21 protein-coding genes and 1 tRNA gene are annotated in these 20,878 nt (G+C 66.9%); 8 read left to right on the top strand and 14 right to left on the bottom strand.

Going from position 1 to position 20,878, the window contains the following annotated elements; genetic code table 11:
• Positions 1-121 precede the first annotated feature (121 nt).
• Positions 122-1,237, top strand: coding sequence for a pyridoxal phosphate-dependent aminotransferase (locus ACEYYA_RS11115; protein WP_374800586.1), 1,116 nt, complete (start codon positions 122-124; stop codon positions 1,235-1,237).
• A gap of 106 nt (positions 1,238-1,343) precedes the next feature.
• Here ACEYYA_RS11115 and ACEYYA_RS11120 read toward each other — a convergent pair whose 3' ends face one another.
• The 4 genes from ACEYYA_RS11120 to ACEYYA_RS11135 all read right to left on the bottom strand — a co-directional run bounded on the left by ACEYYA_RS11120 (position 1,344) and on the right by ACEYYA_RS11135 (position 3,710).
• The gene (locus ACEYYA_RS11120; RefSeq protein ID WP_374800588.1) at positions 1,344-1,748 is read right to left on the bottom strand and encodes a DUF1178 family protein; all 405 of its coding nucleotides are present in this window, start codon (positions 1,746-1,748) and stop codon (positions 1,344-1,346) included.
• A gap of 12 nt (positions 1,749-1,760) precedes the next feature.
• The gene (locus ACEYYA_RS11125) at positions 1,761-2,210 is read right to left on the bottom strand and encodes an NUDIX hydrolase (protein WP_374800590.1); all 450 of its coding nucleotides are present in this window, start codon (positions 2,208-2,210) and stop codon (positions 1,761-1,763) included.
• Positions 2,211-2,379: 169 nt separating this feature from the next.
• A complete protein-coding gene (locus ACEYYA_RS11130; RefSeq protein ID WP_374800592.1) occupies positions 2,380-3,609 on the bottom strand; it encodes a 3-deoxy-D-manno-octulosonic acid transferase in 1,230 nt (409 codons plus the stop codon).
• A 27-nt stretch (positions 3,610-3,636) separates the two neighbouring features.
• A tRNA-Cys gene (locus ACEYYA_RS11135) sits at positions 3,637-3,710 on the bottom strand.
• A 230-nt stretch (positions 3,711-3,940) separates the two neighbouring features.
• Between ACEYYA_RS11135 and ACEYYA_RS11140 the strand changes: the two genes are divergently transcribed.
• From ACEYYA_RS11140 to ACEYYA_RS11150, 3 genes are all read left to right on the top strand, one after another.
• A complete protein-coding gene (locus tag ACEYYA_RS11140) occupies positions 3,941-4,591 on the top strand; it encodes a protein-L-isoaspartate O-methyltransferase family protein (RefSeq protein WP_374800594.1) in 651 nt (216 codons plus the stop codon).
• A 97-nt stretch (positions 4,592-4,688) separates the two neighbouring features.
• On the top strand, positions 4,689-6,110 hold the full coding sequence (locus ACEYYA_RS11145) for a TolC family outer membrane protein (RefSeq protein ID WP_374800596.1): 1,422 nt from the start codon (positions 4,689-4,691) through the stop codon (positions 6,108-6,110).
• Positions 6,111-6,221: 111 nt separating this feature from the next.
• Positions 6,222-7,316 carry a hypothetical protein gene (locus ACEYYA_RS11150; protein WP_374800598.1) on the top strand — a complete coding sequence of 365 codons (1,095 nt, stop codon included), beginning with the start codon at positions 6,222-6,224 and terminating at the stop codon, positions 7,314-7,316.
• A 450-nt stretch (positions 7,317-7,766) separates the two neighbouring features.
• On the opposite strand, the gene ACEYYA_RS11155 is transcribed toward ACEYYA_RS11150, so the two are convergent.
• Genes ACEYYA_RS11155 through ACEYYA_RS11175 form a run of 5 tightly spaced genes read right to left on the bottom strand, consistent with a single transcriptional unit; the run spans position 7,767 to position 12,261 of the window.
• Positions 7,767-8,468, bottom strand: coding sequence for an ABC transporter ATP-binding protein (locus tag ACEYYA_RS11155; protein WP_374800600.1), 702 nt, complete (start codon positions 8,466-8,468; stop codon positions 7,767-7,769).
• Positions 8,455-9,225: an ABC transporter ATP-binding protein gene (locus ACEYYA_RS11160; protein ID WP_374800602.1), complete on the bottom strand. Its 771-nt coding sequence runs from the start codon at positions 9,223-9,225 to the stop codon at positions 8,455-8,457. Before ACEYYA_RS11160 ends, ACEYYA_RS11155 begins: the two co-directional genes overlap by 14 nt.
• Positions 9,222-10,178 (bottom strand): branched-chain amino acid ABC transporter permease, encoded by a 957-nt coding sequence (locus ACEYYA_RS11165; RefSeq protein ID WP_374800604.1) that lies wholly within the window; start codon positions 10,176-10,178, stop codon positions 9,222-9,224. The genes ACEYYA_RS11160 and ACEYYA_RS11165 overlap by 4 nt, the downstream gene beginning before the upstream one ends.
• 1 nt (position 10,179) lies before the next feature.
• Positions 10,180-11,052, bottom strand: a complete 873-nt coding sequence (locus tag ACEYYA_RS11170; protein WP_374800606.1) for a branched-chain amino acid ABC transporter permease — start codon at positions 11,050-11,052, stop codon at positions 10,180-10,182.
• 60 nt (positions 11,053-11,112) lie between these two features.
• Complete coding sequence (locus ACEYYA_RS11175) at positions 11,113-12,261, bottom strand: ABC transporter substrate-binding protein (protein WP_374800608.1); 1,149 nt, start codon at positions 12,259-12,261, stop codon at positions 11,113-11,115.
• 116 nt (positions 12,262-12,377) lie between these two features.
• On the opposite strand from ACEYYA_RS11175, the gene paaG reads away from it, so the two are divergent.
• The 4 genes from paaG (at position 12,378) to ACEYYA_RS11195 (ending at position 15,644) form a co-directional block, all read left to right on the top strand.
• Entirely contained in the window at positions 12,378-13,172 is a 795-nt protein-coding gene (gene paaG / locus ACEYYA_RS11180) for a 2-(1,2-epoxy-1,2-dihydrophenyl)acetyl-CoA isomerase PaaG (RefSeq protein ID WP_374800610.1), read from the top strand.
• Positions 13,173-13,189: 17 nt separating this feature from the next.
• Positions 13,190-13,615, top strand: coding sequence for a hydroxyphenylacetyl-CoA thioesterase PaaI (gene paaI, locus ACEYYA_RS11185; protein ID WP_374800687.1), 426 nt, complete (start codon positions 13,190-13,192; stop codon positions 13,613-13,615).
• A gap of 23 nt (positions 13,616-13,638) precedes the next feature.
• Positions 13,639-14,952 (top strand): phenylacetate--CoA ligase PaaK, encoded by a 1,314-nt coding sequence (paaK, locus tag ACEYYA_RS11190; RefSeq protein WP_374800612.1) that lies wholly within the window; start codon positions 13,639-13,641, stop codon positions 14,950-14,952.
• Between the two features lie 95 nt (positions 14,953-15,047).
• Positions 15,048-15,644: a TetR/AcrR family transcriptional regulator gene (locus ACEYYA_RS11195; protein ID WP_374800614.1), complete on the top strand. Its 597-nt coding sequence runs from the start codon at positions 15,048-15,050 to the stop codon at positions 15,642-15,644.
• Here ACEYYA_RS11195 and ACEYYA_RS11200 read toward each other — a convergent pair.
• The 5 genes from ACEYYA_RS11200 to ACEYYA_RS11220 all read right to left on the bottom strand — a co-directional run bounded on the left by ACEYYA_RS11200 (position 15,641) and on the right by ACEYYA_RS11220 (position 20,877).
• The gene (locus ACEYYA_RS11200) at positions 15,641-16,387 is read right to left on the bottom strand and encodes an amino acid ABC transporter ATP-binding protein (protein ID WP_374800616.1); all 747 of its coding nucleotides are present in this window, start codon (positions 16,385-16,387) and stop codon (positions 15,641-15,643) included. The genes ACEYYA_RS11195 and ACEYYA_RS11200 overlap by 4 nt on opposite strands.
• On the bottom strand, positions 16,384-17,058 hold the full coding sequence (locus tag ACEYYA_RS11205; RefSeq protein ID WP_374800618.1) for an amino acid ABC transporter permease: 675 nt from the start codon (positions 17,056-17,058) through the stop codon (positions 16,384-16,386). The genes ACEYYA_RS11200 and ACEYYA_RS11205 overlap by 4 nt, the downstream gene beginning before the upstream one ends.
• Before the next feature lie 3 nt (positions 17,059-17,061).
• Positions 17,062-17,820 (bottom strand): amino acid ABC transporter substrate-binding protein, encoded by a 759-nt coding sequence (locus ACEYYA_RS11210; protein ID WP_374800689.1) that lies wholly within the window; start codon positions 17,818-17,820, stop codon positions 17,062-17,064.
• Between the two features lie 244 nt (positions 17,821-18,064).
• A complete protein-coding gene (gene paaZ / locus ACEYYA_RS11215; RefSeq protein ID WP_374800620.1) occupies positions 18,065-20,113 on the bottom strand; it encodes a phenylacetic acid degradation bifunctional protein PaaZ in 2,049 nt (682 codons plus the stop codon).
• 14 nt (positions 20,114-20,127) lie between these two features.
• A complete protein-coding gene (locus ACEYYA_RS11220; protein ID WP_374800622.1) occupies positions 20,128-20,877 on the bottom strand; it encodes a Phenylacetic acid catabolic protein in 750 nt (249 codons plus the stop codon).
• Position 20,878 lies beyond the last annotated feature (1 nt).

Consider the following 20,878-nt stretch of genomic DNA (forward strand, 5'->3'; position numbering starts at 1 on the left):
CCACCCTGTGCACCGGCTGCTTACACGGTTCTTTTGCCTTTTCAATCGCTTGCAAGGGTGTTGCGCGGCGGGCGGTTCTGTCGCACGGTGCGCGCCCATCCCTCTGACAAGAATCCACACGATGCCCCGCCCCCGCTATACCGACCTTCTGAACAGCCTGCCCGCCACCGTCCCCTTCGTCGGCCCCGAGACGCAGGAACGCCGCATGGGGCGCGCCTTTGATGCCCGGCTTGGTGCCAATGAAAACGGCTTCGGCCCGTCGCCCCGCGCCATCCGCGCCATGGAACAGGCCGCAACCGAGGCGTGGATGTATGGCGATCCCGAAAACCACGATCTGCGCATGGCCCTGGCCGCCCATCACGGCTGCGCGCCCGATCAGGTGATCGTGGGTGAGGGGATCGATGGCCTGCTCGGCTATCTGGTGCGGATGCTGATCGCGCCGGGCGATGCGGTGGTGACCTCGGACGGGGCCTATCCAACCTTCAACTTCCACGTCGCGGGCTTTGGCGGCGTGCTGCACAAGGTGCCTTACGCTGGCGATACTGAAGACCCCAATGCCCTGATCTCCAAGGCAAAGGAAGTGGGCGCCAAGCTGATCTATCTGGCCAACCCCGACAATCCGATGGGCTCGTGGCATCCGGCCCAGACCATCGCCGCCATGGTCGATGCCGTTCCCGATGGCAGCCTGTTGCTGTTGGATGAGGCCTATGTCGAACTTGCCCCGCCAGGCACCGCGCCGGTGATCGACCCCGAAGATCCGCGCGTCATCCGGTTCCGCACCTTTTCCAAGGCGTATGGGATGGCCGGGGCGCGGGTCGGCTATGGGATCGGGGCGCGCGATCTGATTGCCCGTTTCGACCGGGTGCGCAACCATTTCGGCATGTCGCGCATCGCCCAGGCCGGCGCCTTGGCCGCGCTTGCCGATCAGCCCTGGCTGGATCACATCCGCGACCAGGTGGCGCAGGCGCGCGCGCGGATTGCCGCTATCGGCGCGGACAGCGGGCTGGTCGCGCTGCCCTCGGCCACCAATTTCGTGACGCTGGATGCAGGCGGTGACGGTGCCCTTGCCCGCAGGATCGTGGGCCAGCTTGCCGACCGCGCTGTTTTCATCCGCATGCCTTTTGTGGCCCCGCATGATCGCTGCATCCGCATCTCATGCGGCCCGGATGCGGCGCTGGACGCCCTGGCAGCGGTCTTGCCTGCCGCTGTCGATGCGGCGCGCAACGCAGCGGATTGACAGGATTTTCCTGCGGAAAGCCGCGCTTTCATGCCCGTGCACCGGCAAGGATTGGGCGCCCCGGCAGACCCGCCCCCAGCCCAAGGCTGAAGCCGTCCACCGACCGTCAGTTCTGCTGGCGACGCGGGGTGAAGGGCAAGGGCAGCACCGGCACCCCGTCCTCGATCAGGGCGCGCGCCTCATCCGGGCGGGCCTGGCCGTGGATCGGGCGTTCGGGAATATCACCCAGATGCATCGCGCGCGCCTCGGCCGCAAAGCGCAGGCCCACATCGTCCGAGCTTGCCTCGACATGATCGCGCAGCGCCTTCAGCGCCGCCTCGGCGGTGCCGGGGGTGGACAGCGGGCGGTCGGCCGCGACCGACGGCGCCATCAGCGCCTTGTCGACCTGGGCCGATCCGCAATCCGGGCAGACCACCTGCCCCGCCGCAGCCAGCCGGTCATAGCCCGCCGCCGACGGATACCAGCCGTCGAACAGATGCCCCTGATGGCAGCGCAACTGATAGCGGATCATCGGCGGCCCCTTTCAGCCCTCAGGCTGCCACGCCGCCAGCAGCGCCGCAAGCTCGGGTTCGGCCACCTTGGTCGCGGCCTTTTCCGGGCGGAACCATTTCAGACGCCGCTGGCCGCTTTCGGGGAAATCGCGCGCCAGCTTTTTGACCTTCAACGCAAAGACCGCCGCCACCACATGACGGGCGCGGTTCGCCCCCAGCTTCTGATAGCTGTAAAAGCCTATCGGATCGGGGGCGGCCCGCCCCTCGACGCCGGCCTCCTCCCAGGCCTCTTGCGCAGCGGCGGCATGGGGGGCAAGGCCGGGGATCGGCCAGCCCTTCGGCAGCACCCAGCGCCCGGTGTCGCGGCTAGTGATCAGCAGCACCTGATGCCCGACCTTCGCCCGCCGCCAGCACAGCGCAGCGAACTGGCCATGCACATCGGTCGGCAGATCGGCGGGAAAGACGGGGTGCAGGCGCGGCACGGCGGGCAACAATCCTTTGCAACAGATACAGCACAGCAGGGGCAGGTCGGACAGTCGGACGCGGCCCCGCTGTCGGCGGCAGGCTGACAAGATACATGGGCCAGATGCGCTGTTTCAACAAGCTATTGTGACACATGCGCGTCAGAAACATGTCATTTTCATGACATGATCAGCGTGTCGGCGGCAACGTCGCCAGCAGCGCTGCCAGCAGCCCGTCCTGATCGCCGCGCAACAGCGCAAGCGCCTGCGCCTGGGCTGCCGCCAGATCCCCCAGCGCCGTGGCATCGCCCGCCAGTTCCGTCATCCGTCGCGCCAGATCGTCGCCGTCGCTGACCGCTGCACCGGTTGGTGACAGCGCCTGCGCGGCGGCGCGGAAATTGGCCATGTCCGGGCCATGCAGCACCGCCGCCCCGGCTGCCGTCGGCTCATAGGGGGTGTGGCCACCCAAGGCGTCGAACGACCCGCCGATGATGCAAAGCCCGGCCTGATCATACCATCGCGGCATCTCACCCAAGGTGTCGGCCAGAACAAGCGCCGCCGCAGGATCGCCACCGGTGCTGTGGCGCGCCGGATGCAGATCAAGCCCCGCAAGATCGGCCAGAATCGCCGGGGCGCGCAGCGGATGACGCGGCGCCAGGATCAGCCGCAGGTCGGGATGGCGCGCCCGCGCCGCCTGCCAGGCCCGCGCGATCCGCAGCTCGTCCCCCGGATGGGTCGAGGCCCCCAGCACCACCCGCGCCCGCGCCGCCGTCATCGGGCTGGCCGTCCCCGACGCCAGACCTGCCTTGAGATCCAGCACCGGCGCGATGCGATCCGCAGCCAGCCCAAGCCCGGCAAAACGCGCGCCCGATTGCGGATCTTGCGGCGACAGCAGGCTGATCGCCCCCAGCACCCGCCGCGTCAGGCGCCCCAGGCGCGCCCATCGCCGCGCACTGGTGGCCGACATGCGCGCGCCCACAACCGCCACCGGCACAGCCTGCGCCGCCAAAGCCGCCAGGCGGTTCGGCCACAGCTCATTTTCCACGACAATCGCCAGATCGGGCGCCAGACGCCGCACAAAGCCCCGCACGACTGGCCCAAGATCAAGCGGCGCCAGCCGCGCCTGCGCCACTTCGGGCCAGCCCGCCGCAAGGGCACGCCCGGTCACGCTGTTGGTGCTGACGACGATCGCGACGTCGGGCCGCGCCTGCGCCAGCCCCCGAACCAGCCCCCTGACCGAAGCCAGCTCACCATTCGATGCCGCGTGCAGCCAGATCACCGCCGCTTCGGGCCGCACCACGCCGCGCCCCAGCCGCTGCCCCAGATCGCCCCAGCTTTCGTCGCCGCGCAGCACCCGCCACAGCAGCCGGATCAGGATAACCGGCGCAGCAAGCGTCACAAACAGGCGATACAGGATCATGCCGGGCCATGCAGTTGGGGAAAGACCTGGAGGCGGGTACCGGAATCGAACCGGTCTTCACGGATTTGCAATCCGCTGCGTAACCTCTCCGCCAACCCGCCGATTGCCCGAGGCCGGGTCTGATTAGACGCTTTCGCCCCTGCCCGCAAGGCCCCGCAATCGCGCCCAGCTGCGGCTTTCTTCTTGGCACAAATATCCCGGGGTCCGGAGCAGCGCCCCGGACCGACCTCATCCCCCTCGACCCGTTGCCGCGCCGCGACGAATATGGCAAGACAGGCTGACCCGGACCGCACGCCAGCCCTGGGCCGATCCATTGCCGAAGGACGTGAAGATGGCCGACTTTGCCAAAGCCCGCACCATGATGGTTGACAGCCAGGTGCGTCCCAATGACGTGACCCGCTATACCGTGATCGAGGCGATGCTGACCGTCCCGCGCGAAGCCTTTGTGCCCGATGCCAAACGCGCCGCCGCCTATGTCGGCACCAATCTGGATCTGGGCGGCGATCGCGTCCTGCTGGAGCCGCGGACGCTGGCGAAGATGCTGGACGCCCTGGCCATCGGCCCGACCGATCTGGTGCTGGATGTCGCCTGTGGCCATGGCTACGGCGCCGCCGTGATGGCCCGCATGGCCGAGGCGGTGGTGGCGCTGGACGTGGCCGAGATGGCAGCCGAGGCGCAAACCCGGCTGGCCGCCAATGGCAGCGATAATGTCGCCGTGGTGGCGGGCGATCCGGTGGCAGGGGCCGCAAAGCACGCGCCCTATGATGTGATCGTGATCGAGGGCGGGGTGCAGACCGTGCCGCAGGCGATCTGTGACCAGTTGAAAGAGGGCGGCCGGATCGCCGCGCTGTTTCAGGACGGCGGCCTGGGCGTGGTCCGCATCGGGCTGAAACAGGCCGGGCGCGTGAACTGGCGCGACGCCTTCAATGCGACGGCGCCGGTGCTGCCGGGCTTTGCCCGCGCAGCGGCCTTCGCATTCTGATCGCGCGGGTCATATTCATACCGAAGAATATTTGCCACATCGCGGATCGGCGATCCCCGGTGCAGAATGACGGCAACGAAGGGCAAGGGTGATTGGCATGACGTCTCGACTGCGAAAGTTTCTGGGCGCGGGTAGCCTGGGTTTGGCCCTGTCGCTGTCGGCGGCGCTGACCAGCACGGCCGCCTGGGCCGAATCGCTGGCCGATGCGATGGTCGCGGCCTATCGGTCCTCGGACCTGCTGGACCAGAACCGGGCCGTGCTGCGTGCCGCGGATGAGGATGTGGCAACTGCCGTCGCCTCGCTGCGGCCGGTGGTGCAATGGATCGCAAGCACCCAGTTTTCCAAGGCCGAGATCCGCAACGGCCCGACCGTCGACACGCTTCAGGCCTCGCTATCGCTGAGCGCCCAGATGACGCTGTATGACTTTGGCCGCTCGCAACTGGCCATCGACATGGCCAAGGAAACCGTGCTGGCCACGCGTGAGGCGCTGATCGACGTCGAACAGAATGTCCTGCTGAACGCCGTCAAAAGCTATATGGACGTGCGCGCCGCGACGCAGCAAGTCGACCTGAACCAGAACTCGGTCCGCGTCATCCGCGAGGAAAGCCGCGCCGCCCAGGATCGCTTCGACGTGGGCGAAGTGACGCGCACCGATGTCTCGCTGGCCGAGGCCCGGCTGGCCGCCACCCGCGCCGGTCTGGCCGCCGCCGAGGGGCAGCTTGCCTCCGCGCGTGAGGCCTATAAGGCGGCGACCGGCAAGGCGCCGGGCAAGCTGTCGGCCCCGCCGAAGCCGCCGAAACTGCCGAAATCGCTGGATGAGGCGCGCAACATCGCCATGCGCAGCCATCCGCTGATCCGGCAGGCACAGCGTGAGGCCGCCGCCGCCGAACTGCGCGTGGCCATGGCCGCCGCCGAGCGTCGCCCCAACCTGACAGGCAGCGCCGGGATCAGCCTGTCGGATGCCGATTCGACCAACCCGACCACCAACACCCGCACCACCGTCGGGGCGAATGTCGGGCTGCAAATGTCGCAAACCGTCTATTCCGGTGGCCGCCTGCCCGCTGCGCATCGCAAGGCCATGGCCGGGCGCGACGCCGCCCGCGCCGGGCTGAGCCGGGCCACCGTGCTGGTCGGACAGCAGGTCGGCACCGCCTGGGCCAATATCGACGTCGCCCGCGCGTCGATTTCGGCCATCGACGAACAGATCAGCGCCGCCCGCGCCGCCTATAATGGGGTGCGCGAGGAGGCCTCGCTGGGCGCGCGCACCACGCTGGACGTGCTGGACGCCGAACAATCGCTGCTGAATGCCCAAGCCGACCGGATCAGCGCCGAATCCAGTCTGCAATTAGCTTATTATTCACTTCTGTCCTCTATGGGTCTGTTGACAGCAGAGAATCTCAAGCTGGGCCTTCCGACCTATGACCCATCAGCCTATTACAACGCCGTCAAGGACGCGCCTTACACCAGCACCCAGGGTGACAGCCTGGACCGCGTGCTGCGCGCCATCGGCAAGAACTAAGGTCAGGTCGGCGGCCCCGCTGCAAACAGGGGCCGCCCGATGACCCAAGCCGCCGTTGCCCGCCGTGATCCTGTCAGCCAGGAACCGGACGTTCTGGCGCAGATCCGCCGATTGCTGGCCAGCGATGACGCGCCACCGCCCCCCGTCGAAACGGCCGTGATCCCGCCGCCTGCCGATCCGATCGGCCTGCCGCCGCTGGCCTGGGACAGTCCGGCCCCTGACGAGGACGAGGACGACTGGCCCCCGCGCCTGCCAGATGAGGCCGAGGCAGCGCCCCTGCCAGAAGACGCGGCCGATGCCGTTTGGCAGGCGGCCGCACGGCCCCCCGCTCCGCTGCGCCTGGGCGAGGATCTGCGCGTAGCCGAGGCGACGCAAGACGTGGCCGCGATGGCCGCGCCCGAGGCGGGAGGGGAGTGTGTCTCGCAGGATGCCGACAGCGCTTCCCCAGAGGCCGCACACGACGCCCATGTTGCCCGATACCCCGACGCGCCCGCGCCACTCGTCCCGACCTTCCGCAGCGCAAGACGGCCGCCCCTGCCCTTTGCACAAGCGGTTGATCCGGTCGCGCGCCGTCTCGATCATCTGACGCCAACCGGGTTGGATGACGCGCCGGTGGACCATATCGCCGCACAGCCGACGCCGGGCGACCTCAGCGAGGTCTGGCCAGCGTATGACACTGCCGCCGTGAACGCTGATCGCGACGCACCGGACCTGAACGATCCCACCGGCGCCGAGGCGGACAACGCCACGCTGATCTGCACCGCCGCCGATCATCAGCCGGAGCCCATGCCCAAGCACATGGACGCCACGCCCGGGCCGGATCAGCCCTTGGTCGAGGGCCTGCACCCTGATCCGCTACCCGTGGACCCAGCGCCGCCCGGTGATGATGTTGAAGCCGCAGCGCTGCCTAACACCCATCAGCCGCAGGCACCGGCACCTAGGGCGGACCTGTCTGATGTGCGCGACGAACCGACCAGGACGACGCCACCCGTCGCCGCGAGCCAGGGCCAGATCGCGGCATGGGCCTCAGCCTTGCAGACGGCCTTGGCATCGGCCCTGAAGGCGGCCTTGGCTGACCGCACCCTCGACGCCCCCGGGCACGGCTGTGATGCCGCCGACCCGGCCCACGACATCATCGCCCTGCTACGCGCCGTCATCCGCGACGAACTGGCCGCCGCGCCGATCCAGATCGTCTTTCGGCGATAAGGGACCGGCGGTTGGCAGTGATGACGGCACAGGCGAAGAACCTGGACAGGCCGCGGTCAGGCAACCGGGGCCCGGTCAGTCGGCAACCGATCCACCCGGTGCCACCCCTGACAAGGCGCAGTCCACGGGGTGCCACCGCTAACAAGGCGCAGTCCACCCGGTGCCACCGCTAACAAGGCGTGGGTCCACCCGGTGCCACCGCCGAAAGGGCGCAAGTCGGGCTGCTGCCACCGCCGAAACGGCGCAGGTCCATCTGATGCCATCGCTGACACGGCACAGTCCACCCCGTGCCACCCTGAAAAGGCGCAGTCCATCTGCTGCCACCGCCGACAAGGCGCAAATCGATACGGCGCGACCGCCGACAAGGCCAGGCGACCGGTGCGGGTAGCGCACCAACAGACTGCCTTGTGCCGCGATTGGTCAGCGACTACCACCTGTCACCGCACCCGCTCAGATCCCCAGATAGGCTTCGCGGATGCGCGGATCGGCGATCAGGGCTTCGGACGCGCCGCCCATGGTGATGCGGCCGGTTTCCATCACATAGCCCCGATCCGCGATCTTCAGCGCCCCGAAGGCGTTCTGTTCGACCAGCAGCGTGGTCACATTCAGGCCGCGCAGGCTTTGGATCACCTCGAAGATCTGCTGCACCAGGATCGGCGCGAGGCCCATCGACGGCTCATCCAGCAGCAGGCACGACGGCCGCGCCATCAGCGCCCGCGCGATGGCCAGCATCTGTTGTTGCCCGCCCGACAGGCCGCCCGCCGCCAGATTGCGCTTGTCGCGCAGGATCGGGAACATCGCGAAGGCGTCCTGCATGTCGCGGTCCACGCGGTCGTCGGCGTAAAGATAGGCGCCCAGCCGCAGGTTTTCCTCGACGCTGAGGTTGGTGAAGATCTGCCGTCCCTCGGGCGATTGCGCCAGTCCGCGCGCCGGGCGGCGATGCGCGGGAAGGCTGGTGATGTCGTCACCGCGAAACGTCACCTTGCCGCCCGAGACCGGCTGCACGCCCGAAATCGCCCGCAACAGCGTGGTTTTGCCTGCCCCGTTGGCACCCACGACGGTGACGATTTCACCGGAATGCACCTCAAGGTCGACGCCGTGCAGCACCTCGATCCGGCCATAGCGCGACCGCAGACCCTCAACGCTCAGCATGGTCAGCCCCCAGATAGGCGGCGATCACCGCCGGGTTCCGGCTGACCTCGGCGGGCGCGCCCTCGGCGATCTTTTCGCCATGATCCAGCACGACGATATGGTTGGAAATCCGCATCACCAGCTTCATATCATGCTCCACCAGCAGAACGGCCACGCCCTCGGCGGCGATTTCCGCGATCAGGTGGTCGATCTCCTCGGTCTCGACCGGGTTGCAACCGGCGGCCGGTTCATCCAGCAGCAGCACACGCGGACGCAGGGCCAAAGCGCGGGCGATCTCCAGCCGTTTCAGCGCGCCGTAAGACAGGTTCCCGGCCTCTTGCCCTGCGGCGCGGTCCAGCCCGACCCGCGACAGAAGCGCCATCGCGGCATCGCGCGCCGCCCGGCCCCGCGCCCGCGATCCGGGCAGCGCCAGAAGGTCGGCCAGCACCGGGCCTTTTTCATGAAGATGCAGCCCGGTCATGGCGTTTTCCAGCACCGTCATCTGCTGAAATATCTGCAGGTTCTGAAAGGTGCGCGACAGCCCGCGCCGCGCCAGCAGATGCGGCGACAGGCCGGTGACGTCCTGGCCATCCAGTGTCACCCGCCCCGATCCGGGCTGATAGACGCCGGAAATCATGTTGAACAGCGTGGTCTTGCCCGCGCCATTCGGGCCGATGACCGACACGATTTCGCCCGGTTGCAGACCGAAGCTGACGTATTCGACCGCCTTCAGCCCGCCAAAGCGGATGCCAAGGCCCTGAACCGACAACAGGCTCATGTGTCCCTCCCCCGGATCAGGCGCAGCAGCGTGGGCACCAGCCCGGACGGCAGGAAGATCATCACCAGCATCATGATCAGGCCCAGCAGCAATTGTTCATATTCGGCAAAGATCGTCAGCACCTGCGGCAGCGCGGTCAGGATGCCCGCGCCCAGCACCGCGCCCAGCACCGAATGCGCGCCCCCCAGCACCGTCATCGTCACCATTTCGATCGAGTGCATGAAGCCCGCGACATCGGGCGTGATGAAGGTGTTCATCAGCGCCAGCAGCGAACCCGAGACCGAGGCATAGACCGCCGAAATCACGAAGGCCTGCAATTTCAGTCGTGGCACGTCGATACCGACGGTGCGGGCAGCGACCTCCGAGCCGTGGACGGCGCGCAGGGCGCGGCCGGTCGGGCTGTCATAAAGGTTCAGCGCAAGCCAGGCGCCGATCAGCAGGACCAGGCCGCTGAACCCATACCAGAATTGCGCCTTGCTGACGGTCACGCCCGCATCCTTCAACACGTCGCGCAGGCCCAGATCAGGCACCGCAATCCCGTCGGGACCGCCGGTCAGCCAGGTCTCGTTCGACAGCACCATGGACACAAGGATGCCAAAGCCCAGCGTGGCGACGCCCAGGTAATAGCCCCTCAGCCGCAGGATCGGCCGCCCGATCAGCCAGGCCAGAACGGCTGACACGGCCGCGCCCAGGATCGCCGCCAGGCCCGGATGCAGGCCCAGATGCACCGGCGCCAGGGCGCAGGCATAGGCGCCGATGCCGGCGAAACCGGCGTGCCCCAGGCTGATCTGGCCCGCATAGCCGATCAGGATCACCAGCCCGGTCACCGCCAGCCCGTTGATGAAGATCAGCGAGCCGACCCGGTAATAGAATGACGACGGAAAGAACGCCGGGGTCAGCGCGATCAGCACCGCCAGGATCAGCAGGGTGGTGGTTTTGGTGGTCATCCGCATGTCACACCCGATCCGTCGAACGGGCGCCGAACAGCCCCTGCGGGCGGATGAACAGCACCGCCAGGATCACCACGAACGCCGCTGCGTCCTTGTAAAGCGATGAGACATAGCCCGCCGTCAGCGCCTCGAGCAGGCCCAGGCAGATACCGCCGATCAGCGCGCCGAAGGGGTTGCCCATGCCGCCCAGCATCGCCGCCGCAAAGCCCTTCAGCGCGAGCGCGATACCCACGTCATAGCTGGTCAGGGTGATCGGCGTGACCAGCACGCCCGCCAGTGCCCCGATCGCCGCCGACAGCGCAAAGGAAAGCGTCATGATATAGCGCGTGTTGATGCCGACCAGTGCGGCGGCCAGCCGGTTGTTGGCCGTCGCCAGCACCGCCTTGCCGGTCAGGGTGCGGGTGAAGAACGCCCAGAGCGCGACAAAGATCGCCAGTGCGCCGCCGATGACCCACAGGCTTTGCGGCATGATCGTGGCCCCGCCGATGCGGATCGGGGTCTCGCCGGAGAACGCCGGAAAGCGGTGAAGCTGCTTGCCGAAGGCCAGTTGCGCCACGCCGCGAATGAAGATCGACGCGCCGATGGTGATGATGATCAGGCTGGCGACCGGCGCGCGCCGCGCCGGTTCCAGCGCCAGCTTGTTCAGCGCCACCCCCACGGCGGCGGTTGCCAGAATGGCGATCAGCGCCGCCAGCGGCAGCGGCAGCCCGGCCAGATGGGCAAAGGTGGTGATCATGCCGCCCAGCATCACGAATTCGCCCTGGGCGAAGTTCACCACGTCGGACGCGTTGTAGATGATGGTGAATCCCAGGGCGACCAGCGCATAGACGGCGCCGACCGTGACCCCGGACAACAGGAATTGCAGCAGTTCCGACATGTTCCCCCCCGGCCAGTCGCTGCGGATGCGCGGGCGTGCCGCGCATCCGGTCAGTCGTGGTTACTGCACGATGGTCCAGTCGCCGCTCTTGATCTCCAGCATGCGGAAGGCGCTCAGATCCAGGCCCAGGTGATCCTCGGCGGTCATGTTGACGATGCCGCCGGTGCCGACATAGCCGGTGGTCTTTTCGATCTCGTCGCGGATCGCGGCGGATTCGGCGCTGCCCGCGCGGGTCATGGCCTGGGTCAGGATGTTCATCGCATCATAGGCATGACCGCCAAAGGTCGAGACCGGCTGCCCGGTCGCCGCCTCGAATGCCGTGGCGTAATCATTCACCACCGGCTTTTGCGGGTCGGCTTCGTCCAGCTTGTCGCCGACCAGCAGCGCGGCGGCGGGCAGGCGCACGCCCTCGGCGGCCTCGGCCCCGGCCAGTTCGATGAAGCCTTTCGAGGCCACGCCATGCGATTGATACAGCGGCAGGCCGACCGCCAGTTGCGCATAGTTGCGCGTCACGATGGCCGGACCCTGGCCAAAGCCGGGGTTCAGCACCGCCTGGATGCCCTCGGTGCCCTTGATCTTGGTCAGCTGCGGGGTCATGTCGGCGTCTTGCGGGCCATAGGTCTCATCCGCCAGCACCTCGATGCCGTAATCGGCCACGATGCCCTTGCACTGCGCCTGCATGGATTTGCCAAAGCCGTCCTGGCCCGAGATCATGCCGATCTTGGTCAGGCCGAGCGCCTTCATGTCCTCGAAGATCTTGGCGCAGGCCATGCGGTCGGTATGCGGGGTCTTGAAAACCCAGGTCTTGACCGGGTCGATGATGTCGACCGCGCCCGCCAGGCTGATGAAGGGCACTTCGGCGTCCTCGAACACCGGGATCATCGCCATGGTGGTGCCGGTGGTGGTGCCGCCGATCACCGCGATGGCGCCGTCATCCTCGATCAGGCGGGTGGCAAAGGTGCGCGCCTTGTTCGGGTCGCCCGCGTCGTCATAGACGACCAGCTTGACCGGCTCGCCATTGACGCCACCTGCGGCATTGATCTGATCGACCATCATGCGCAGGGTCTTGGCCTCGGGGTCGCCCAGAAAGGATGCGGGGCCGGTTTCGGACAGGCTGGCGCCAATGGTGACCTCGGCCAGCGCCGGGGTGGCGGCCAGCAGCGCGGTGGTGGCGGCTGTGGCCAGAATGCAGGTGATGGTGCGGGGCATGGCTTCTCCTCCCAAAGATGCCTGATCCGGCGGGGCCGCCGGCCTCGGGTTGATAATTGACTGACCGGTCGGTCTATGCAACAAAAATTGTGACGCCGCGGCAGGCAGGGGGGGTCATGACCGCATCCGACACGATACTGGCGCGCCGGGACGGTGGCGTTCTGTGCCTGACGCTGAACCGGCCCGACCGGCTGAATGCCTTTACCGATGCCATGCACGCCGCGCTGCGCGCCGCACTGGAACAGGCGCGCGATGATGACGGGGTACGCGCGATCCTGCTGACCGGGGCGGGGCGGGGCTTTTGCGCCGGGCAGGATCTGGGCGATCGCGACCCGCGCAAGGGCGGCCCAGCGCCCGATCTTGGCTGGACGCTGGCGACGTTCTACAACCCGCTGGTGCGGCTGATCCGGTCGATCGACAAGCCGGTGATCTGCGCGGTCAATGGCGTGGCCGCCGGGGCCGGTGCCAATATCGCCCTGGCCTGCGACATCGTGTTCGCCGCCCGCAGCGCGCGCTTCATCCAGTCCTTTGCCAAGGTCGGGCTGATCCCCGATGGCGGCGGGTCATGGTCGCTGCCCCATCTGATCGGCGAGGCCCGGGCCAAGGCCCTTGCCCTGACCGCCACCCCCCTGCCCGCCGACACGGCCGAGGCCTGGGGTATGATCTGGAAAGCCGTCGATGATGCCGACCTGATGGATCAGGCGATGGCGATGGCGCGCGATCTGGCGCAAGGCCCGACCCTGGGCCTGGGCCTGACCAAGCGCGCCATTCAGGCCGCCGCCGATCAGTCGCTGGATCAGCATCTGGACCTGGAGCGCGACCTTCAGCAAAAGGCGGGCTTCTCGGCCGATTACGCAGAAGGCGTGGCGGCCTTTCTGGACAAACGCAAGCCGGAGTTCAAAGGCAAATGACCCAAAGCGCGAAAGACATGACCCCGCAAGAGCTGGCCGAGGCCTCGGCCCGCGCCATGTGGAACGACGACGCCGCCAGTCAGCGCCTGGGGATGGAGATGACCCACATCGCCCCCGGCCAGGCCACGCTGTCGATGACCATCACCCGCGACATGTCGAACGGACAGGGCAATTGCCACGGCGGCTATATCTTTGCCCTGGGCGACAGCGCCTTTGCCTTTGCCTGCAACAGCTACAACCAGATCACCGTCGCCCAGCATTGTTCCGTCAGCTACCTGATCCCTGGCCGCATCGGTGACCGCCTGACCGCCACCGCGACCGAGGTTCACCGTGCCGGGCGCAGCGGCATCTATGACGTCCGCATCACCAATCAGGACGGCGCGCATGTCGCCCAGTTCCGCGGCCATTCGCGCACGGTGAAGGGCACGCACATACCCGATTAATCTTTCCTGGGGAGGGGAGAGCCATGGAAGACCTTAGCCCGCGTCCCGGTGATCTGGACCCGATCGAGACCGCCTCGCGCGATGAAATCGCGGCGCTTCAGTTCCACCGGATGAAGCGCAGCCTGCGCCACGCCTATGCCAACTCGCCCTTCTACAAAAAGCGGTTCGACGATCACGGCGTGCATCCCGAGGATCTGAGGACGCTGGCCGATCTGGCGAAGTTCCCCTTTACCACCAAGGCCGACCTGCGTGACACCTATCCCTTTGGCATGTTCGCCGTGCCGCAAAAGGATCTGGTGCGGGTGCATGGGTCGTCAGGCACCACCGGCAAGCCGACCGTGGTGGGCTATACCAAGCACGACATCAATGTCTGGGCCGATGTGGTGGCGCGGTCGATCCGGGCGTCGGGCGGGCGGCCGGGCGACATGGTGCATGTCGCCTATGGCTATGGGCTGTTCACCGGCGGGCTTGGCGCGCATTACGGTGCCGAACGGCTGGGCTGCACGGTCGTCCCGATCTCGGGCGGGATGACCGAACGGCAGGTCACCTTGATGCAGGATTTCAAGCCGCGCATCATCATGGTCACGCCCAGCTACATGCTGTCGATCCTGGATGAGTTCCGCCGCCAAGGGATCGACCCGCGCGAATCCAGCCTGCAAGTCGGCATCTTCGGGGCCGAACCCTGGACCAATGCGATGCGCGAGGAAATCCAGCAGGCGTTCGACATGCACGCCGTCGACATCTACGGCCTGTCCGAAATCATGGGGCCGGGCGTGGCCAATGAATGCGTGGAAACCAAGGACGGCCTGCACGTCTGGGAGGACCATTTCTACCCCGAGATCATCGACCCCGATACCGGCCAGGTGCTGCCCGATGGCGAAATGGGCGAGCTGGTCTTTACCACGCTGACCAAAGAGGGGCTGCCGATGGTGCGCTATCGCACCCGCGATCTGACCCGGCTGCTGCCCGGCACCGCGCGCACGATGCGGCGGATCGACAAGATCACCGGGCGCAGCGACGACATGATGATCTTGCGCGGGGTCAACGTATTCCCCACCCAGATCGAGGAGCAGATCCTGAAATGCGCGGGCCTGGCCCCGCATTTCCAGATCGAACTGACGCGCGGCAAGAACCGGATGGACAACATGATGATCCATGTCGAATGCACCCCCGACCGCGCTGCGGCCGAGGCGCGCCATGCCTCGGCGGTGGAACTGGCCCATCACATCAAATCGGTGGTCGGTGTCACCACGCGCGTTACCGTGCACGACCCCGACGGAGTGGCGCGGTCCGAGGGCAAGGCCAAGCGGGTGATCGACAACCGGCCCAAGGAATGACTGCAAAGGGTTGACTGGGCCACGCCGCTGGCAGGCCGCGCGCGAATGAACTATATAGCCGTCCGGCCCTTTCGGGCGGCAGAGGGACGAACAGCATGGCACGCAGCCGGGCAGTGGATTTTCAGGAAAAGCAGCGCGGCATCCTGCACAGCGCGGCGGCGGTTTTCGCCGATCTGGGGATGGACAAGGCGTCGATGGCGCAAATCGCCGCGCATTCCGGCGTGTCCAAAGCGCTGCTGTATCACTATTATCCGTCCAAGGATGCGCTGATCCTGGACATCATCCGCAGCCATCTTGAGGATCTGGACGCGGCGGTGGCGCAGGCCGACGATCCGGCACTGGACCCGCCCGACCGGCTGCGGCAACTGGTGCGCACCGTGCTGGACAATTACCGTGACGCCGACAACCATCACAAGGTGCAGTTGAACGGCACCTCGGCGCTGTCAGCCGATCAGATGGCGGAACTGCACGGCATCGAACGCCGCATCGTGCGCCGCTTTTCGGCGGTGCTGGCGCAGATCAATCCCGACCTGAACAGCGGCCGGCCGCTGCTGATGCCGGTCACCATGTCGCTGTTCGGCATGATGAACTGGGTCTACATGTGGTTCAAGGACGGCGGCCCCATCACGCGCGAGGATTACGCCGACGTGGCCACCACCCTGATCCTTGAAGGGATCAAGGCCGTCCGCTAACCCGCCACGCGGCGCAGAAAGGCGCGGGTGCGGTCGTCCTGCGGCGCGTCGAAGATCTGCGCGGGCGTGCCTTGTTCGACGATGCGCCCACCCTCCATGAAGATGATGCGGTCGGCGATCTCGCGCGCGAACTGCATTTCATGGGTGACGATCATCATCGTCTGGCGGCCATCGGCGATCTGCCGGATCAGGTCCAGCACCTCGCCCACCCATTCCGGGTCCAGCGCGCTGGTCGGTTCGTCAAACAGCATCAGATCGCCGTCCATCGCCATCGCCCGGCCAATGCCGACCCGCTGCTGCTGGCCACCCGACAGCGCGGCGGGATAGGCGTCGCCCCGGTCGCCCAGCCCGATCCGGTCCAGGATCTGATCGGCCCGCGCCTCGGCCTGATCGCGCGGCAGGCCACGCACCACGCGCAGCCCCTCGGTGATGTTCTGGCGGGCGGTCTTGTTGGCAAACAGGCCGTAGTTCTGGAATACGAAGCTGGTGCGCCGACGCAAAGCCAGGATCTGCCCGCGACTGGCCTGGGCCGCGTCGACCGTCAGATCACCGATGCGGATGGTGCCCGCATCGGGCCGGTCCAGAAAGTTGACGCAGCGCAGCAGGGTGGATTTCCCGGTGCCGGACGGGCCGATGATCGCCACCCGCTCACCCGGTTCAAGGCACAGGTCGATGCCGTCCAGAATGGTGCGATCCCCGAACCGCTTGACCAGGCCGTTGATGGCAATCGCGCAGGTGTTCATCGCTGATGGGCCTTGTTCAGTCGGGCCTCCAGCGCGCGCTGCCCGATCGACAGCGCCTCGACCAGCACCCAATAGATGCAGGCGACGACCAGAAAGGCCTCAAGGTAAAGGAAACTGCCGGCCGCCTCTTTCTGCGCGGCGCCCATCATCTCGGTCACGCCCAGGGTGAAGGCCAGCGAGGTCGATTTGATCAGGTCGATGAAGTAATTCATCAGCGTCGGCGCGGCGACGCGCGCCGCCTGCGGCAGGATGATCCGGCGCAAAAGCTGCCCCTGCGTCATCCCGATCGAGGCCGCCGCCTCCCATTGGCTGCGGTCGACACCGATGATCGCGGCGCGGATGCTTTCCGCCATATAGGCCGAAAAGTGCAGCGTCAGCCCGATGACGGCGGCGGTGATCCCGTCCAGCCCGGTCAGTGCCGGAAACAGTTGCGGCAGGCCGTAATAGAACAGGAACAGTTGCACCAACAGCGGCGTGCCGCGGAAAAAGCTGATGAACACCGCCACCGCAGGCGCCAGCAACGGCACCCGCAGCACGCGGATGATCGCCAGCACCGCCGCCAGCACAAGCGCCGCGACCATGGCGATGGACGCCATGGTCAGGGTGCGCGGGACATAGCCCAGGATGATCGGGATCAGGTCGACCATATAGGCCGTGTCAAGCGGGCGCATGAATCAGTCGTTCGCGGATTTCGTCACGTCCTGATCCAGCCACTTTTCCGAGATCTCGGCAAGCTTTCCGTTTTCTTTCAGCGTGGTGATCGCCGCATCGAAGCGATCCCGCAGCGCCTGACCGGCCGCGTCATTGCGGAACGGCAGGGCATTGTGGATCTCGCTGAACGGCTCGCCTGCAAGGGCCAGCGGCAGGGGCGACTTGGCGATCACCTGCGCCGAGGACACGCGGTCCATGACAAAGGCATCGACCCGGCCCAAAGCGGTGTCCTGTTCGATATTCGTCTCATAGGTGCGGATGTCGATCTGATCGGCATAGGGCAGTTCGCGCAGCAGCGCCTCGAAGTTCGAGCCCAGGTTCACGGCAACCGACTTGCCCTTCAGCGATTCCGGCCCGGTGATCGTGGCCTCATTGCCCGCCTTGACCACGACCTGCGCGCCGTCGAACACATAGGGCTGGCTGAAGGCGAACTTTGCCTGACGCTCGGGGGTGATGGTGATCTGGTTGGCGATCGTGTCGATGCGCCCGGCCTCCAGCGCGCCCACCTGACCCGAGAAGGACATGGTGACGAACTCGATCTGATCGCCGGTGACCTCGCCAATGGCGTTCAGGAAGTCGATCTCGAAGCCCTGAAGCTGATCGGCGCGCACGAAGGTAAAGGGGAAATACCCGCCCGAGGTGCCGACACGGACAGTGTCCGCCGCAACCGGCTGGGCAAGGGCGAAAGCGGCGATGGCCGCCAGAAGGGTCTGACGCATGATGATTTCCTTGGGTCGTGATGGCTGTTAACTGGCCCCTTCACGATAGAACCGCAACCACCCCCGGCGCTTGGCGGCAAAATAAGAACATCGCCCCGCGTCGCGCCGGGCCTGCGAAACCCTGTCCCGCGACCGTGCGCGCCGCCGCCATTCTGTCCTGCCGCGGCAGGATGCGTCAGAACATCTGCCCTTTCTTCTTGGTCGAAATATCCCGCGTGGGTCCGGGGGCGCGAAGCCCCCGGCTGCCTTACGCCCCGTCCTTGGCGACCATCGTCAGCACGTCATAATGCGCCACCACCTCGGCCTTCTGGTTGGTCACCCGGCAATCCCACCGCACTTCGCCGTAATCGGCCCCGGCGCGCGGGTTGATCTCCTTGCAGGTCAGGGTCACGCCAAGCACATCGCCAGGGTTCACAGGGGTCAGGAACCGCAGGTTGTCGATGCCGTAATTGGCCAGAACCGGGCCGGGCGCGGGATCGACGAACAGGCCCGCCGCGAAGCTGACGATCAGATAGCCATGGGCAACCCGGCCATCAAAGAACGGGTTCGCACGCGCCGCCGCTTCATCCATATGGGCGTAAAAGGTATCGCCGGTGAAGCCCGCGAAATGTTCGATATCGTCCAGCGTCACCTGCCGGGTCGCGGTCACGATCTGGTCACCGATCCGCAGCCGCGCCAGCGATTTGCGGAACGGATGTTCGCCTGCCTGCACCGGGGCACCCGCGACCCAGCGGCCGGTGATCGCCGCCAGCATCTCGGGCGTGCCCTGGATCGCGCTGCGCTGCATGTAATGGGTGACGCCGCGCATCCCGCCCAGTTCCTCGCCGCCGCCGGCCCGACCGGGGCCGCCATGCACCAGCATCGGCAAGGGCGAGCCATGCCCGGTCGAGGATTTGGCGCTGCCGCGGTTGCCCACCATGACCCGGCCATGGAAGGGCGCGAGGCCCAGCGTCACCTCGCGTACGAAGTCGGCATCGTTGGTAAAGACCGAGCTGACCAGCGACCCCTTGCCGCGCCGCACCAGATCGACCACCTCATCCACCCCGCGATAGGGCATGACGGTGGCGACCGGGCCGAAGGCCTCGACATCATGAACGGCTGTGGCGGCTTCCGGCTTGGCGCAATGCAGCAGCACAGGGTTCAGGAACGCCCCCGCCTTGGCATCGCCGGACACCACATCAACCGCATCGGGATCACCTGCGACGATCCGGGCATCGGCGCACAGGTCACGAATGCGGCCCTGCACCTCGGCCCGTTGGTCAAGGCTGGCCAGCGGCCCCATCCGCACTGCCGCATCGGCGGGATCGCCCAAGGCGGTCTTGCCTAGCCGCGCGCCGATCGCCGCGATCACCGCCTCGGTCAGCGGCTCGGGCACGAAAACGCGGCGGATCGCGGTGCATTTCTGACCCGCCTTCGTCGTCATCTCGCGCGCGACCTCTTTCACGAACAGGTCGAACTCGGGGCTGTCGGGGCTTGCATCAAGGCCCAGCACGGCGGCGTTCAGGCTGTCGGCCTCCATGGTGAACCGGGTGCCGTTGCCGATGATCGCCGGATGCGCCTTCAGCTTGCGCCCGGTCGCGGCAGAGCCGGTAAAGGTTACCACATCCTGCCCGGTCACATGATCCAGAAGATCGCCCACCGACCCGCAGATCAAGGACAGCGCGCCATCGGGAAGGATACCGCTGTCGATGATGCGGCGCACCATCAACTCGGTCAGATAGGCGGTCTGGCTGGCGGGTTTGACGATGGCGGGAACCCCGGCCAGCAGCGTCGGCGCCAGCTTTTCCAGCATCCCCCAGCAGGGGAAGTTGAAGGCGTTGATATGGATCGCCGCCCCCTCCAGCGGGGTCAGGATGTGCTGGCCGACAAAGCTGCCGTCGCGCGACAGGATTTCGACGTCGCCATCCACCATGACGCGGGTGTTCGGCCATTCGCGCCGCCCCTTGCTGGCATAGGACAAGAGCGTGCCGATCCCGCCCTCGATGTCGATCCAGCCGTCGCTGCGGGTCGCGCCGGTGGCTAGGCTTTCGGCATAAAACAGCTCTTTGTCGTCCATCAGCGCCTGGCCGAGGGCCTTCAGCATCAGCGCCCGGTCATGCAGCGACATGGCACGCAGCCGCGCCCCTGCGGCGCGGGCATGATCCAGCGCGGCGGCCATGTCGAGGCCGCTGGCGTCGATCTGCGCCACCGGCGCGCCGGTCGCGGCGTTCAGCAGCGTCGCGCCGTCGCCTGCGCCACTTACCCATTGGCCACAGACATAGCTTTGCAACCGGCGGGGCCGATGGATCGCGGTCATGGTGGTTCCTTTCCTTACAGGCCCAGTTCGGCCAAAGCCTTGTCGACAGCCGCGTTCCAGCGGGCGGCAAGGGTTGCGTTGTCGTCATGGCGCAGGCCCATGCGCGCCAGCCGCGCGAACCGTTCAGATTGCGCGCCGCCAAAGCTGGCCGCCACGCGCGGCCGCCAATAAGCGACCGAAGCCCGCACGCCGTCTGGATCGGACCCGACCAGCCGTTCCATCCCGGCCTGCGCCAGTTCAAGGTGGCGCTGTTCGCGCGGCAGGATGGCGCGGAAGACCTCGGCCAGCGGCTGATAGCTGACCCGCGCCAGTTCGGCCAATTGCACGGTGCCCGCCAGCCCCATCAGCAGGTTGAACACCACCGCATCTGTCCAGCCCTGCAAGGGATAGTGAAACACCGCCAGTCGCATGTCGCCCGCCTGCCGCGTCGCGCCAATGTCGGCATCGCGCGGCAGCCGCGCCTGCCACGGATGCTGCGTCGCGTAGCGCGCCTGATCGGCGCCGAATGTCCCCATGATCGCCAGCACGCGCTGTGCGTGATCGGCCTTTTCCAGCACGATCCGCGCCGCCGCGATGCGTTCGGTGATGCCGGGCGCGTCATTGATGACATCGGCAAAGCCCGCAGAACCAGCCAGTTCGCTGTCCACAAAGGACGCCATCATCCGCATCACCTCACCGCGATAGCGCGCGGGGACGTTTTCCGGGCTGCCCAGCTTGCCGCCCTGGGCCAGATAGTCGTCGATCGTCATGGTCGCGTCGCTCATG

This window comes from Paracoccus zhouxuedongae, from assembly GCF_041927815.1.
In the GTDB taxonomy this organism is placed as follows: domain Bacteria; phylum Pseudomonadota; class Alphaproteobacteria; order Rhodobacterales; family Rhodobacteraceae; genus Paracoccus.